Origin of the sequence: Escherichia sp. Lx600-2 (assembly GCF_036662595.1) — a bacterium.
Taxonomy (GTDB): Bacteria; Pseudomonadota; Gammaproteobacteria; order Enterobacterales; family Enterobacteriaceae; genus Escherichia; species Escherichia coli.
The window spans coordinates 1-14,135 of the sequence record NZ_JAYQWM010000087.1; the positions used below are offsets into that span (position 1 = coordinate 1).

Below are 14,135 nucleotides of genomic sequence, written 5' to 3' on the forward strand. Positions count from 1 at the left end.
CTGATAGAAACAGAAGCCACTGGAGCACCTCAAAAACACCATCATACACTAAATCAGTAAGTTGGCAGCATCACCTTCAGGGTCAACAAATAACATATCGATATAATGTTCAATGCGGGAAATAAAACCAACCGGTTGTGCATTAATGACTGCAACCCGCACTTGTGATTTCGCGAGTTTCTCCTTCCAGCGAGATTCGTCAATCTGCGCCCAGGCGGCAATTTGTTGTGGTGAATAATGCTGACTGGCGGTCATCATAACCGCTCTAATGAAAATAGCGCATAGTTGCTGAAAATCGCCAGGCTGATAGTTTCTTATTTGTATGTTATTCATAATATAAATTCAAAAACGCATGCGAAACGCTTCTGCCATTTTCCCAATTTTATGCATTTGGTTGTTATCTCGAGCCAGTTTATGAGGTTCAGGTTTCAGAATGGCAATGAGCAACCATGCTTGCTCATCAAACGCACCCTGACAATATACCAAATGCGATTCGTCATTCGTTCTGCTGAATTGGCGCAACTGTGGCGGAAATGGATTATTCACATTTGCCAGATGAATATGAGCAACTCGCTCAAATTTGATTAATGGCCAGGTAAACGAGTCGTCGTAGAGTGCATCGCGACCAAATATATCTGGCAAAACACCGTCACGCTTATAGGAAATAAAATCCACCGTTAACGCATCAAGTTCCTCTGCTGTAAGTTGCAGGCGAATAAGTTTTGTTTTGAATACCCGCATCCTTATTCCTTAAAGTCATTGAAATCATCATCCGTCATATCATTAAGATATTGTTCAGCGCGGCGTGTAATTTCCTCTAATCTTGCAGCACTTGGACGGAAGCGCGCCTTTATGGGCTTTTTCTCCTCTTGTTCAGCAAGCATGTCCATTAACGCTTCGAATGCGCTGGCACTTAAGAGATATCCTGCGGGGCGATTATTAGAAAGAACCGCAACCGGTTGATCAATAAAGTATTTAGCTGGGTTTTTACGTAACTCAGTGATATTGACCGATTTTTCAGCGAGAATTCGATGCATACAGTGATCCCCTCATAATAATGCACACCAGAATAGACATAATAGTATACATCATAATCCCAACACCAGTTGTCTTTCCATTTGCGGGTCAAGCAACGTCACGTGCAGCCCCACCAGACGCACACCTCGCCCGCCGCGGCGTTCATCCCAGGTTTTACGCGCGGTGGCGATTAAGTCAGCTTTATTCAGCCGCGGCCAGACGTGCTCCTGGGTGGTTTGCTGAAAATCGTCGAACTTTAATTTCACCCCCTGGCGAGCAATCAGTAAATCAGGTTTTACCTTTGCCAGACGGCGTTCAAGTTCCGGATACAGCCGCTCGATAATCGCTTCACATTCAGACCAGTGATGAATATCTTCCGCCATCGTGCGTTCCACGCCGACGGATTTTCGCAACCGTTCGCTGTTAACGTCGCGCTCGTCAATGCCCTGACTACGCTCCCATAAAATACGGCCAAATTTGCCAAAGCGTTTAAGCAACGTCACCAGATCACACTTTTGTACATCACCGCAGGTCCGCAGCCCCATCGCTTCCAGTTTTGCCGCCGAGACTTTGCCGACGCCGGGGATTTTTGCCAGTGGTAAGGTTTGTAAAAATGCCGGAACTTCTGCCGGCGTAATCACAAACTGGCCGTTGGGTTTATTCATGTCGGAGGCGATTTTGGCGAGAAACTTTACTGGTGCCACGCCCGCAGACGCCGTCAGTTGCAGCTCGCTGAAAATCGTCTGGCGGATTTCCTGGGCGATGAGGGTCGCAGAACCGTGGCAATGGACGCTGTCGGAGACATCGAGATAAGCCTCATCCAGTGACAACGGTTCAATGCGAGAGGTGTAGCGCGAGAAGATTTCACGGATATGATTTGAGGCTTCTTTGTAGGCGTCAAAGCGCCCCGGAAGCAAGGTGAGATGTGGGCATAATTTGAGCGCCATCCCTGTCGGCATAGCGCTGCGTACGCCAAATTTACGCGCGGGATAATTGGCGGTGCTGATCACCCCCCGACGTTCGCGGCTGCCGCCAATAGCAATAGGGATATCGCGCAGGGCGGGATTGTCGCGCATCTCCACTGCGGCGAAAAAGCAGTCCATATCCACATGAATGATTTTACGCATTACTCACCTCTCAACACTGGTAAAGTATACAGTGATTTCAGGGTTTGAGAAATGCGTAAAGATTCAGCATTTAGCGCGTTCGCTGCGAAAGCACCTGCTGCTTATCCAGCTTTTGCACCAGCGGCTGCACCACTTTATCCCCATGCTGACCAAAGTATTGATACAGCGTATCGGACGCACTTTTGGTCAGCACCATAATTTCAATACGCCTATTGCCCGCGCTTTGCGGATTTTTGGCATCCAGCAGCATCTGGTCCGCCATCGCGCTCACCTGCATCACTTTATCTTCCGGCATTCCGGCCTCTTCCAGCACCCGACGAGCCGAAAGCGCGCGGTCACCCGAAAGGTTCCAGTTGTTGTAGATATTGTTTTTGTAGGCCATCGCATCGGTATGCCCGGTAATAATAATTTTGTTATCGAGCGAGTCGAACACTGGCGCGAGCTCCACCAGCAGCGTTTTAAAGAACGGCATAATCTGCGCGCTGCCGCGTTCAAACATATTGCGGTTCTGGTCGTCTTTAATCAGTACGCGTAATCCCTGCGGGACAATCTCCATCTCCAGATTTGCTTCCATATGCGCATCGCGGGCGATGGTGTTGATACTGGTTGCCAGCTCGCCAAGCTCGGTGGCGGATTTCTTCTTCAGCAGCGCCGTTTTCTCGTTGACGTCGCGCGCTTTTTTCTCCGTCTCTTCCGGCACCGCCACGGTAGCAGGTTTCGGCGGAAGAGTCGGGCTGATGTTATTTAACGGCGACAGCCCGCCACCGTTAAAAATCGACTGCCCGTGCAGCGCGGCGATAATGCTTTCACGCTCGGATTGACTGACGCTGTTGACAATCAACTTTATCGTCGTCACCAAAGGGGCCGAGCGTATTTCCGAGGTTTCTGCCCGCTTTACCCTGGACGCGATGCCCGGCAAACAGATGGCGATTGACGCCGACCTTAACGCCGGGTTGATCAACCAGGCGCAGGCGCAAACCCGGCGTAAAGATGTCGCCAGCGAGGCCGATTTCTACGGCGCGATGGACGGGGCATCAAAGTTTGTGCGCGGGGACGCCATCGCCGGGATGATGATTCTGGCGATCAACCTGATCGGCGGTGTCTGTATCGGGATCTTCAAATACAACCTGAGCGCCGATGCTGCCTTCCAGCAATATGTGCTGATGACCATCGGCGACGGGCTGGTGGCGCAGATCCCTTCCCTGCTGCTCTCCACCGCGGCGGCGATTATCGTCACCCGCGTCAGCGACAACGGCGATATCGCCCATGACGTGCGCCACCAGCTGCTGGCAAGCCCGTCGGTGCTCTACACCGCCACCGGGATTATGTTTGTGCTGGCGGTGGTGCCGGGAATGCCGCATCTGCCGTTTTTGCTGTTCAGCGCCCTGCTTGGCTTTACCGGCTAGCGGATGAGCAAACGCCCGCAGGCAGCGAAGGCGGAGGAGAAAAGTCTCGAAACGCTGACCCGCACCATCACCGAAACCAGCGAGCAACAGGTCAGTTGGGAAACGATACCGCTGATCGAGCCTATCAGTTTAAGCCTCGGTTACAAGCTGGTGGCGCTGGTGGACAAAGCCCAGGGCAACCCGCTCACCCAGCGTATTCGCGGCGTGCGACAGGTGATATCCGACGGCAACGGCGTGCTGCTGCCGGAGATCCGCATTCGGGAAAACTTCCGCCTTAAGCCCAGCCAGTACGCTATTTTCATCAACGGCATTAAGGCTGATGAAGCGGATATTCCGGCGGATAAACTGATGGCCCTGCCCTCCAGCGAAACCTACGGCGAGATTGACGGCGTGCTGGGGAACGACCCGGCGTACGGGATGCCGGTGACCTGGATCCAGCCTGCGCAGAAAGCGAAGGCGCTGAATATGGGGTATCAGGTGATCGACAGCGCCAGCGTGATTGCCACCCATGTGAATAAGATTGTACGCAGCTATATTCCTGATTTGTTTAACTATGACGACATCACACAGTTGCATAACCGTTTGTCGTCGATGGCACCGCGCCTGGCAGAAGACTTAAGCGCGGCGCTGAATTACAGCCAGTTGCTGAAAGTGTACCGCACACTACTGACCGAAGGCGTTTCCCTGCGCGATATCGTCACCATCGCCACCGTGCTGGTCGCCAGTAGCGCGGTGACTAAAGATCATATTCTGCTGGCGGCCGATGTACGCCTGGCGCTGCGGCGCAGCATTACCCATCCGTTCGTTCGCAAGCAGGAGCTGACGGTGTATACGCTGAATAATGAGCTGGAAAATCTGCTCACCAATGTGGTGAATCAGGCGCAACAGGGCGGTAAAGTGATGCTCGACAGCGTGCCGGTCGACCCGAACATGCTCAACCAGTTCCAGAGCACGATGCCGCAGGTGAAGGAGCAGATGAAAGCAGCGGGGAAAGACCCGGTGCTGCTGGTGCCGCCTCAGCTGCGCCCTTTGCTGGCGCGTTATGCAAGGTTGTTTGCGCCGGGGCTGCATGTGCTGTCGTATAACGAAGTGCCGGATGAGCTGGAGTTGAAGATTATGGGGGCGTTGAGTTGATTGGCCTTTAAGGGGCGCATCCGGCATTGGTGCACAATTGCCGGATGCGGCGTGAACGCCTTATCCGGCCTACCGTTAAAGCACGATTCGTAGGCCGGATAAGCGTAAGCACATCCGGCACCAGCGCAAAATTATAAAATGATACGCTCCCCAGCGCTCAAATCCGTTATGTCTCCCGCCCAATTGATGGGATATAACCCTCGCGCGACATCGCGATGGAACGTTGAGAATGGCCAATCTCTCACCTGCTTTACCCAGCCATGTTTCACTGGATTTATATAAATATAATCAACATGATGGCGATAATCTGTGGTATTGCGAATGGCGTGCTCCCAAAAACGCGGTTGCCAGATATTTTTCAATCCGCAAGCATGGGTGAACTGCTTTTTAATCTCCCGCCAGCGGGAGGAAAAATCATCATCGCTTTCGGGTAATGTCCATATGCAATGCATATGCTCCGGCAAAACGACCCAGGCGTTAATTTCAAAAGGTCTGTCTCGCTTAACTTTAATAATGGCGTTACGGAGCGCCTGGAATTGGGAGGTCAGAAGATGGCTTCGACGATTGCGTAAATTTACCGTGAAAAACCATGTTCCCCCTTTGATGTAATAACGACGATATTCCGACATAGCGACTCCTTTTTCTCAACGGTAAGAGGAAAAGGAAAGGCCGACAATGACGCTGTGTTATATCGGGAAAGCGGCTCGCAAAAACGCACAGATTTGTAGGCATGATAAGACGCGCCAGCGTCGCATCAGGCACCTGCGTACAACTGCCGGATGCGGCGTGAATGCCTTATCCGTCCTACAAAATCGTCTCCTCCGTCAAAATCCGGCGCGCGCCTAAAAAATGATCCTGCCAGAAAGGTTCAGCTAACCGACTTACCCGAATGGTTTCCCCGGTGCGCGGTGACTCAATAAACTGACCGTCGCCCAGATATACCCCCATATGGTCGGCAATCTCGCGGCTGTGGATATGGAAAAACAGCAAATCTCCCCGGCGCAGGTCGTTATTCGCCACAATCGTTGCCCGATGGTAGTGATACATCTCATTAGCCGTACGCGGGAGCTTCGCCTCGAGGATCTTGTTGTAGGCATAAAAAACCAACCCGCTACAGTCAAAGCCTTTATCAGGCCGCGTGCCGCCCCAGACGTAAGGCTTGCCAAGCTGCTGCTCCAGGCGGTGAATCGCCACTTCGGTAATGTTATGCAGATGGTCGCTGCTTAAAAAGTGGTTGTTTTCCGCCAGCGCCTGCCAGCGTCTGTCACTCGCCTTGAGCGGCGCAGGAAACCATTCTGGATGCTGTTTTATCTGTTCGCGGTTGTGCTGGCGTAGCGCCCTTCTGCTTTCGGCATTGCCTTCCACAATATAGCTGGCCTGCTTTTTCAGATGGGTTTGGTACTGTTTTAATAAACGCGCACGGTTTTGCATCCGCTGGCGGGCGGCGTAGCTGAAAGAGATATGTGATGTGGTGGCGCTGGCAAATGAAGAAAACGGCAAGCAAAGCAACAGTAATCCCGACAACACAAAAGAGGGAATCGACGGCAAGGACATATTCAATAATGGCTGGTCATGCATTGATGTTACAGTGTATCCCGGCCCGTACCTGAACAAACTTAATAAACCATTATTATAAAATTAATAAATATATTTCAGTGAATTATGTAAAAACATCCGTTTATTAAATTACTCATAGATTGTCGCTGTTGCTCATTTGAGCTACAATTCAAGCTGAATAAATATACAGCACAGGAGATACCCCAATGGCTGCTAACGCGTTTGTTCGCGCCCGAATCGATGAAGATCTGAAGAATCAGGCGGCGGACGTACTGGCCGGGATGGGGCTGACCATCTCTGACCTGGTTCGCATAACCCTCACAAAGGTCGCGCGTGAAAAGGCATTGCCGTTTGATTTACGCGAGCCTAATCAATTAACCATTCAATCAATCAAAAACAGCGAAGCTGGCGTTGATGTTCATAAGGCCAAAGACGCCGATGATTTATTTGATAAATTAGGAATTTAAATATGATTCAAAGGGATATTGAATACTCGGGACAATTTTCAAAGGATGTAAAACTTGCACAAAAGCGTCATAAGGATATGAATAAATTGAAATATCTTATGACGCTTCTTATCAATAATACTTTACCGCTTCCAGCTGTTTATAAAGACCACCCGCTGCAAGGTTCATGGAAAGGTTATCGCGATGCTCATGTCGAACCGGACTGGATCCTGATTTACAAACTTACCGATAAACTTTTACGATTTGAGAGAACTGGAACTCACGCGGCGCTCTTTGGGTAAAGCCCGCTGCCGATGAAATTTGTAAACCCTGCGCCGACAGGCTTGCGTAAAACTCTTTTGGTGATAATGTGAGCCTTCCAAATCCAGACTATTCCGATTTGGGATCCATTTTGCCGTCCTGGCGTGTGTAACCGTTTTATCAAGGAATAAGCAGTATGCGTAAAATCGCATTAATTCTTGCGATGTTGTTGATCCCGTGCGTTTCGTTTGCCGGTTTGCTGGGCAGCAGTAGCTCGACCACGCCAGTGAGCAAAGAGTATAAGCAGCAGTTGATGGGATCCCCTGTCTACATCCAGATCTTCAAGGAAGAACGTACGCTCGATCTCTACGTCAAAATGGGCGAGCAATATCAACTGCTCGACAGCTATAAAATCTGTAAATATTCCGGCGGCTTAGGGCCAAAACAGCGTCAGGGCGATTTCAAAAGCCCGGAAGGGTTTTATAGCATCCAGCGTAATCAGTTAAAACCAGACAGCCGTTACTACAAAGCGATTAATATTGGTTTCCCCAATGCCTATGACCGTGCGCATGGTTATGAAGGGAAATACCTGATGATCCACGGCGATTGTGTTTCCATCGGCTGCTACGCGATGACCAATCAGGGCATTGACGAGATTTTCCAGTTCGTTACTGGCGCACTGGTATTTGGTCAGCCGAGCGTGCAAGTGAGCATTTACCCGTTCCGCATGACCGACGCTAATATGAAGCGCCACAAATATTCCAACTTTAAGGACTTCTGGGAGCAACTGAAGCCGGGTTACGACTACTTTGAGCAAACCCGTAAGCCACCGACCGTTTCTGTGGTCAATGGTCGTTACGTGGTCAGCAAGCCGTTAAGCCACGAAGTTGTGCAACCACAGCTGGCATCAAACTACACGCTCCCCGAGGCAAAATAAGCGCCATTCGCCTGGCATAATTTTTTGCCAGGTTTCATTGCCCGTCAGCGGCTGTGTCGCAATCACCGTGACCACATCATTCGGTGTGGTCTGCGAGCTGAAGTCGATTTCCACATCCTGATCCAGCAACGTTGCCACGCCAAACGGCGCGCGGCGGGTGATCCAGTGTAAATTAGTCGAGCAATACGCCATTACATAGCGCCCGTCCGAAAGCAGCATGTTGAAAACGCCCTTCTGCCGCAGTTCATCCGCCAGTGAGGCGATATATTTAAATACCGCCGCCATGTTGCCCGGTGTGCGCGGGTAACGCTGCGTTAATTTATGCAGGAGCCAGCAGAAGGCTTTTTCACTGTCGGTTTCGCCTACCGGGCGGAAGTTGCCGGTTTCCAGTGATTTGTAGCCCGTCAGTTGTCCGTTATGGGCATAAGTCCAGTTACGCCCCCATAACTCGCGGGTAAATGGGTGAGTATTTTCCAGCGCCACCTCGCCCCGATTAGCCTGGCGAATATGAGCCACCACCGAACAGGATTTTATCGGGTAGTCCTGGACCAGTTTGGCGATAGGTGAGTTAAAGCTGGGTTGCGGATCTTTAAATGTGCGACAGCCTTTACCTTCGTAAAAGGTAATGCCCCAGCCATCTTTATGTGGCCCGGTTCCACCACCACGCTGCACCAGACCGGTGAAACTAAAGCAGATATCGGTAGGGACGTTGGCGCTCATCCCGAGCAATTCGCACATGGGTAACCTCCACAACAGCGGGAGCGCATGGCCCCCGGCGAAGATTGATTTAAGAATTTTCAGGTCGGATGCGGAGTGAACGCATTATTCGGCCTACGGTTCGCGTACAGATTTGTAGGCATGATAAGACGCGTCAGCGTCGCATCAGGCATCGGTGCACAATTGCCGGATGCGGCGTAAACGTCTTATCCGGCCTACGCCAGACTTACTTAACCATCTCTTTTTCAATCAACTGGATCAGGATATGGATCACTTTAATGTGAATCTCCTGAATGCGGTCGGCATAACCAAAGTGCGGTACGCGAATTTCGATATCCGCCGTGCCAGCCATTTTGCCGCCGTCTTTACCGGTCAGGGTGATCACTTTCATTCCCTTCTCACGCGCCGCTGCGATCGCTTTGATCACGTTTGCAGAGTTACCGGAGGTGGAGATCCCCAGCAGTACATCGCCTTCGCGACCTACCGCTTCAACGTAACGGGAGAAAATATCATTGAAACCGAAATCGTTACCGACGCATGAAATATGACTAACGTCAGAAATAGCAATCGCCGGGTAGCCCGGACGGTTTTCACGGTAGCGACCGGTCAACTCTTCGGCAAAGTGCATGGCGTCGCAATGGGAGCCGCCGTTGCCGCAGGAAAGCACTTTGCCACCGGATTTAAAGCTATCTGCTAACAGGACCGCCGCGCGCTGAATGGCGTGAATATTGGCGTCATCTTTTAAAAAGTTAGCCAGCGTTTCCGCCGCTTCGTTCAGTTCGTTACGAATAAGATCCTGGTACATGAGGATATCCTTCAGCATAAATGTAATAGACAAAATGCAGTGTACCGGATACCGCCAAAAGCGAGAAGTACGGGCAGGTGCTATGACCAGGACTTTTTGACCTGAAGTGCGGATAAAAACAGCAACAATGTGAGCTTTGTTGTAATTATATTGTAAACGCATTGCTAAATGTTTTTACATCCACTACAACCATATCATCACAAGTGGTCAGACCTCCTACAAGTAAGGGGCTTTTCGTTATGATGATTTTGAGTATTCTCGCTACGGTTGTCCTGCTCGGCGCGTTGTTCTATCACCGCGTGAGCTTATTTATCAGCAGTCTGATTTTGCTCGCCTGGACAGCCGCCCTCGGCGTTGCTGGTCTGTGGTCGGCGTGGGTACTGGTGCCTCTGGCCATTATCCTCGTGCCATTTAACTTTGCGCCTATGCGTAAGTCGATGATTTCCGCGCCGGTATTTCGCGGTTTCCGTAAGGTGATGCCGCCGATGTCGCGCACTGAGAAAGAAGCGATTGATGCGGGCACCACCTGGTGGGAGGGCGACTTGTTCCAGGGCAAGCCGGACTGGAAAAAGCTGCATAACTATCCGCAGCCGCGCCTGACCGCTGAAGAGCAAGCGTTTCTCGACGGCCCGGTAGAAGAAGCCTGCCGGATGGCGAATGATTTCCAGATTACTCATGAGCTGGCGGATCTGCCGCCGGAGTTGTGGGCGTACCTTAAAGAGCATCGTTTCTTCGCGATGATCATCAAAAAAGAGTACGGCGGGCTGGAGTTCTCGGCTTATGCCCAGTCTCGCGTGCTGCAAAAACTCTCCGGCGTGAGCGGGATCCTGGCGATTACCGTCGGCGTGCCGAACTCATTAGGCCCGGGCGAGCTGCTGCAACATTACGGCACTGACGAGCAGAAAGATCACTATCTGCCGCGTCTGGCGCGTGGTCAGGAAATCCCTTGCTTTGCACTAACCAGCCCGGAAGCGGGTTCCGATGCGGGCGCGATTCCGGACACCGGGATTGTCTGCATGGGCGAATGGCAGGGCCAGCAGGTGCTGGGGATGCGTCTGACCTGGAACAAACGCTACATTACGCTGGCACCGATTGCGACCGTGCTGGGTCTGGCGTTTAAACTCTCCGACCCGGAAAAATTACTCGGCGGTGCAGAAGATTTAGGCATTACCTGTGCGCTGATCCCGACCACCACGCCGGGCGTGGAAATTGGTCGTCGCCACTTCCCGCTGAACGTACCGTTCCAGAACGGACCGACGCGCGGTAAAGATGTCTTCGTGCCGATCGATTACATCATCGGCGGGCCGAAAATGGCCGGGCAAGGCTGGCGGATGCTGGTGGAGTGCCTCTCGGTAGGCCGCGGCATCACACTGCCTTCCAACTCAACCGGCGGCGTGAAATCGGTAGCGCTGGCAACCGGCGCGTATGCTCACATTCGCCGTCAGTTCAAAATCTCTATCGGTAAGATGGAAGGGATTGAAGAGCCGCTGGCGCGTATTGCCGGGAACGCTTATGTAATGGATGCTGCGGCATCGCTGATTACCTACGGCATTATGCTCGGCGAAAAACCTGCCGTGCTGTCGGCTATCGTTAAGTATCACTGTACCCACCGCGGGCAGCAGTCGATTATTGATGCGATGGATATTACCGGCGGTAAAGGCATTATGCTCGGGCAAAGCAACTTCCTGGCGCGTGCTTACCAGGGCGCACCGATTGCCATCACCGTTGAAGGGGCTAACATTCTGACCCGCAGCATGATGATCTTCGGACAAGGAGCGATTCGTTGCCATCCGTACGTGCTGGAAGAGATGGAAGCGGCGAAGAACAATGACGTCAACGCGTTCGATAAACTGTTGTTCAAACATATCGGTCACGTCGGTAGCAACAAAGTTCGCAGCTTCTGGCTGGGCCTGACGCGCGGTTTAACCAGCAGCACGCCAACCGGCGATGCCACTAAACGCTACTATCAGCACCTGAACCGCCTGAGCGCCAACCTCGCCCTGCTTTCTGATGTCTCGATGGCAGTGCTGGGCGGCAGCCTGAAACGTCGTGAGCGTATCTCGGCACGTCTGGGGGATATTTTAAGCCAGCTCTACCTCGCCTCCGCCGTTCTGAAGCGTTATGACGACGAAGGCCGTAATGAAGCCGATCTGCCGCTGGTGCACTGGGGCGTACAGGATGCGCTGTATAAGGCTGAACAGGCGATGGACGATTTACTGCAAAACTTCCCGAACCGCGTGGTTGCCGGGCTGCTGAATGTAGTGATCTTCCCGACCGGACGTCATTATCTGGCACCGTCTGACAAGCTGGATCATAAAGTGGCGAAGATTTTACAAGTGCCGAACGCCACTCGCTCACGTATTGGTCGCGGTCAGTACCTGACGCCGAGCGAGCATAATCCGGTTGGTTTACTGGAAGAGGCGTTGGTGGATGTGATTGCCGCCGACCCGATTCATCAGCGGATCTGTAAAGAGCTGGGTAAAAATCTGCCATTTACCCGTCTGGATGAACTGGCGCACAACGCGCTGGCGAAGGGGCTGATTGATAAAGATGAAGCCGCCATTTTGGTGAAAGCGGAAGAAAGCCGTCTGCGCAGTATTAACGTTGATGACTTTGATCCGGAAGAGCTGGCGACGAAGCCGGTAAAGTTGACGGAGAAAGTGCGGAAAGTTGAAGCCGCGTAATTGAATAACGGAGCCGAAAGGCTCCGTTTCTTTATCCGCTAATTATTTAAAATTAAAGCCATCCGGATGGTTTTCCAGGCTGCCGGTCAACGCCGCGAACAGCACCGTTTTACCATCAATCGAAAGCGCATCGTTCACATTCAACCAGGTGAGTTTCTCTTGCGACGTTTTCTCATCAATAGTCGAGAACAGCCCCGTCATCTGATTAGATTTCTCGGACCACATCACAGCGATACGTTGCGAGCCACAGTCATGCGGTTTGCACGCGCTCATCACCTGATACGTCTCATCTCCCAACGTTACGGTTTGTGCGGGAGTATAAGTACCGCCTTTCATCACCCATGCAGGCAGCTTATGCCCTTGCACCATCTGATTAAACGCAGCTTTGGTGGTTTCGCCCTTTGCAAGGCTACTAATGGTTAAATCATCCTGCGCCATTGCACTGGTGGCGATGACCAGAGCGGCGACTGTCGTTATTGCCTTAAACATCATTCCTCCCGAGCTTATCCTGCCCATGTTATTAACCTCCTAAAGCCTGGCGATAACACGATAATTTGCAAATCAGATATTTCCAATATCAGCATTTGTTATCAATTTATTCTGCGCTAAGGCAACTGCCTGATAAGGTGTTAAAGTTATAAAACCCTTCGCATAAAGGAGTTGTACACCGTGCCTGGTTTGAAGATTACGCTTTTGCAGCAACCACTGGTGTGGATGGATGGTCCTGCCAACCTGCGTCATTTTGATCGTCAACTGGAAGGTATTACCGGGCGCGATGTGATCGTTCTACCGGAGATGTTTACCAGCGGCTTTGCCATGGAAGCGGCAGCTTCGTCGCTAGCGCAAGATGACGTAGTGAACTGGATGACAGCTAAAGCGCAGCAGTGCAATGCGCTGATTGCAGGCAGTGTTGCATTACAAACGGAGTCTGGTTCAGTTAACCGCTTTTTGCTGGTTGAGCCGGGCGGCACGGTACATTTTTATGATAAGCGTCATCTGTTCCGAATGGCTGATGAGCATCTGCATTATAAAGCGGGCAATGCGCGAGTGATTGTGGAATGGCGCGGCTGGCGTATTTTGCCGCTGGTGTGCTACGACTTACGTTTTCCTGTGTGGTCGCGCAATCTCAACGATTATGACCTCGCCCTGTACGTCGCCAACTGGCCTGCTCCGCGCTCTCTGCACTGGCAGGCATTGCTGACGGCCCGCGCGATTGAGAATCAGGCGTATGTGGCGGGATGCAATCGCGTCGGCAGCGATGGCAACGGCTGCCATTATCGCGGTGACAGCCGGGTGATTAATCCACAAGGCGAGATTATCGCTACTGCCGACGCGCATCAGGCAACGCGCATTGATGCGGAGCTGTCGATGATGGCATTGCGGGAATATAGAGAAAAGTTTCCGGCATGGCAGGATGCGGATGAGTTTAGGTTGTGGTGAGTGGGGGTTGTGTTTAGGGCCGGGGAGAGTCGGGGTATGACTACGAAAGCCCCTAACTTAAACATGATATTACGCCAGAAGTCACCATTTCCAAAACACAACGCCGTTGTACCGTGGGATATCTGCCCAACAGCAGCGACACGCCGGTGATCAAAATCAGCGCCAAATGGCTGAGAGAAGCGGAATTTTCGATCGGCACGGGCGTTACTGTGAAGATCTCGGAAGGCTGCCTGATCCTGCTTGCCGATAACAACGAAGTACAGGAACTGCGCAGGGAACTTTATCAGGTTAAACAGGCGGTTAAGGGGATGCGGGACGGGATGTTTAGTGTACTGAACGAGAATTAAAAATAAAAAGCCGGGAAGATTTTATAACCTTCCCGGCTTTTATTTTAATATTTTTTCTTAATTTCTTTTATCCATGCATTAAATTCTTTTACTAAATAAGGATCTTCATTCTCTGATAAGACTTCTTGTAGATATCGACAAGTATCTTTATTTCCCATATCAATCACGTATAAAGCAATCGAGTCAACGATATCATTTTCAAAAGAATCAATAGCCACACAATATATGTTTATTAAATCTCTCAAACCATCATTAAC

General features: G+C 51.4%; 16 protein-coding genes and 2 pseudogenes. 7 read left to right on the forward strand and 11 right to left on the reverse strand.

Annotated elements, in window-relative coordinates; translation table 11 throughout:
- Positions 1–75: 75 nt before the first annotated feature.
- The 5 genes and pseudogenes from OQV04_RS20390 to lafU form a co-directional block, all read right to left on the reverse strand.
- A pseudogene (locus tag OQV04_RS20390) lies at positions 76–333 on the reverse strand (GNAT family N-acetyltransferase); the annotation flags it as partial.
- 9 nt (positions 334–342) lie between these two features.
- On the reverse strand, positions 343–741 hold the full coding sequence (gene yafO / locus OQV04_RS20395) for a type II toxin-antitoxin system mRNA interferase toxin YafO (protein ID WP_032280310.1): 399 nt from the start codon (positions 739–741) through the stop codon (positions 343–345).
- Between the two features lie 2 nt (positions 742–743).
- On the reverse strand, positions 744–1,037 hold the full coding sequence (gene yafN, locus OQV04_RS20400; protein ID WP_000554758.1) for a type I toxin-antitoxin system antitoxin YafN: 294 nt from the start codon (positions 1,035–1,037) through the stop codon (positions 744–746).
- Positions 1,038–1,088: 51 nt separating this feature from the next.
- Complete coding sequence (gene dinB, locus OQV04_RS20405; protein WP_032288144.1) at positions 1,089–2,144, reverse strand: DNA polymerase IV; 1,056 nt, start codon at positions 2,142–2,144, stop codon at positions 1,089–1,091.
- 70 nt (positions 2,145–2,214) lie between these two features.
- Positions 2,215–3,000: a putative lateral flagellar export/assembly protein LafU gene (gene lafU, locus OQV04_RS20410; protein ID WP_162721673.1), complete on the reverse strand. Its 786-nt coding sequence runs from the start codon at positions 2,998–3,000 to the stop codon at positions 2,215–2,217.
- Here lafU and OQV04_RS20415 point away from each other — a divergent pair.
- Positions 2,966–4,684: pseudogene (locus OQV04_RS20415) on the forward strand (flagellar biosynthesis protein FlhA); the annotation flags it as partial. The gene lafU and the pseudogene OQV04_RS20415 sit on opposite strands and share 35 nt — an antisense overlap.
- Positions 4,685–4,815: 131 nt before the next feature.
- Here OQV04_RS20415 and OQV04_RS20420 read toward each other — a convergent pair.
- The gene (locus tag OQV04_RS20420; RefSeq protein WP_032280308.1) at positions 4,816–5,313 is read right to left on the reverse strand and encodes an REP-associated tyrosine transposase; all 498 of its coding nucleotides are present in this window, start codon (positions 5,311–5,313) and stop codon (positions 4,816–4,818) included.
- Positions 5,314–5,488: 175 nt separating this feature from the next.
- The gene (locus tag OQV04_RS20425) at positions 5,489–6,238 is read right to left on the reverse strand and encodes a C40 family peptidase (protein WP_032280313.1); all 750 of its coding nucleotides are present in this window, start codon (positions 6,236–6,238) and stop codon (positions 5,489–5,491) included.
- Positions 6,239–6,447: 209 nt separating this feature from the next.
- Between OQV04_RS20425 and dinJ the strand changes: the two genes are divergently transcribed.
- The 3 genes from dinJ (at position 6,448) to dpaA (ending at position 7,885) form a co-directional block, all read left to right on the forward strand.
- Positions 6,448–6,708 carry a type II toxin-antitoxin system antitoxin DinJ gene (dinJ, locus tag OQV04_RS20430; RefSeq protein ID WP_000729704.1) on the forward strand — a complete coding sequence of 87 codons (261 nt, stop codon included), beginning with the start codon at positions 6,448–6,450 and terminating at the stop codon, positions 6,706–6,708.
- Positions 6,709–6,710: 2 nt separating this feature from the next.
- Positions 6,711–6,989 (forward strand): type II toxin-antitoxin system mRNA interferase toxin YafQ, encoded by a 279-nt coding sequence (yafQ, locus tag OQV04_RS20435; RefSeq protein ID WP_000615979.1) that lies wholly within the window; start codon positions 6,711–6,713, stop codon positions 6,987–6,989.
- A gap of 155 nt (positions 6,990–7,144) precedes the next feature.
- Complete coding sequence (gene dpaA, locus OQV04_RS20440) at positions 7,145–7,885, forward strand: peptidoglycan meso-diaminopimelic acid protein amidase (RefSeq protein WP_032280307.1); 741 nt, start codon at positions 7,145–7,147, stop codon at positions 7,883–7,885.
- On the opposite strand, the gene OQV04_RS20445 is transcribed toward dpaA, so the two are convergent.
- Positions 7,856–8,623 carry a class II glutamine amidotransferase gene (locus OQV04_RS20445; protein ID WP_000333380.1) on the reverse strand — a complete coding sequence of 256 codons (768 nt, stop codon included), beginning with the start codon at positions 8,621–8,623 and terminating at the stop codon, positions 7,856–7,858. The genes dpaA and OQV04_RS20445 overlap by 30 nt on opposite strands.
- Positions 8,624–8,828: 205 nt before the next feature.
- Positions 8,829–9,407, reverse strand: a complete 579-nt coding sequence (gene lpcA / locus OQV04_RS20450) for a D-sedoheptulose 7-phosphate isomerase (RefSeq protein ID WP_032280306.1) — start codon at positions 9,405–9,407, stop codon at positions 8,829–8,831.
- Positions 9,408–9,646: 239 nt separating this feature from the next.
- On the opposite strand from lpcA, the gene fadE reads away from it, so the two are divergent.
- Positions 9,647–12,091: an acyl-CoA dehydrogenase FadE gene (gene fadE / locus OQV04_RS20455; protein ID WP_032280305.1), complete on the forward strand. Its 2,445-nt coding sequence runs from the start codon at positions 9,647–9,649 to the stop codon at positions 12,089–12,091.
- Between the two features lie 42 nt (positions 12,092–12,133).
- Here the strand turns inward: fadE and ivy are convergent, their stop codons facing one another.
- Positions 12,134–12,580: an Ivy family C-type lysozyme inhibitor gene (ivy, locus tag OQV04_RS20460; protein ID WP_001308392.1), complete on the reverse strand. Its 447-nt coding sequence runs from the start codon at positions 12,578–12,580 to the stop codon at positions 12,134–12,136.
- Between the two features lie 180 nt (positions 12,581–12,760).
- On the opposite strand from ivy, the gene yafV reads away from it, so the two are divergent.
- Complete coding sequence (yafV, locus tag OQV04_RS20465; RefSeq protein WP_001118041.1) at positions 12,761–13,531, forward strand: 2-oxoglutaramate amidase; 771 nt, start codon at positions 12,761–12,763, stop codon at positions 13,529–13,531.
- Between the two features lie 86 nt (positions 13,532–13,617).
- Positions 13,618–13,878: a SymE family type I addiction module toxin gene (locus tag OQV04_RS20470; RefSeq protein WP_207184268.1), complete on the forward strand. Its 261-nt coding sequence runs from the start codon at positions 13,618–13,620 to the stop codon at positions 13,876–13,878.
- Between the two features lie 44 nt (positions 13,879–13,922).
- On the opposite strand, the gene OQV04_RS20475 is transcribed toward OQV04_RS20470, so the two are convergent.
- The coding region (locus tag OQV04_RS20475; protein ID WP_332642724.1) for a hypothetical protein at positions 13,923–14,135 on the reverse strand (213 nt) is incomplete at its 5' end.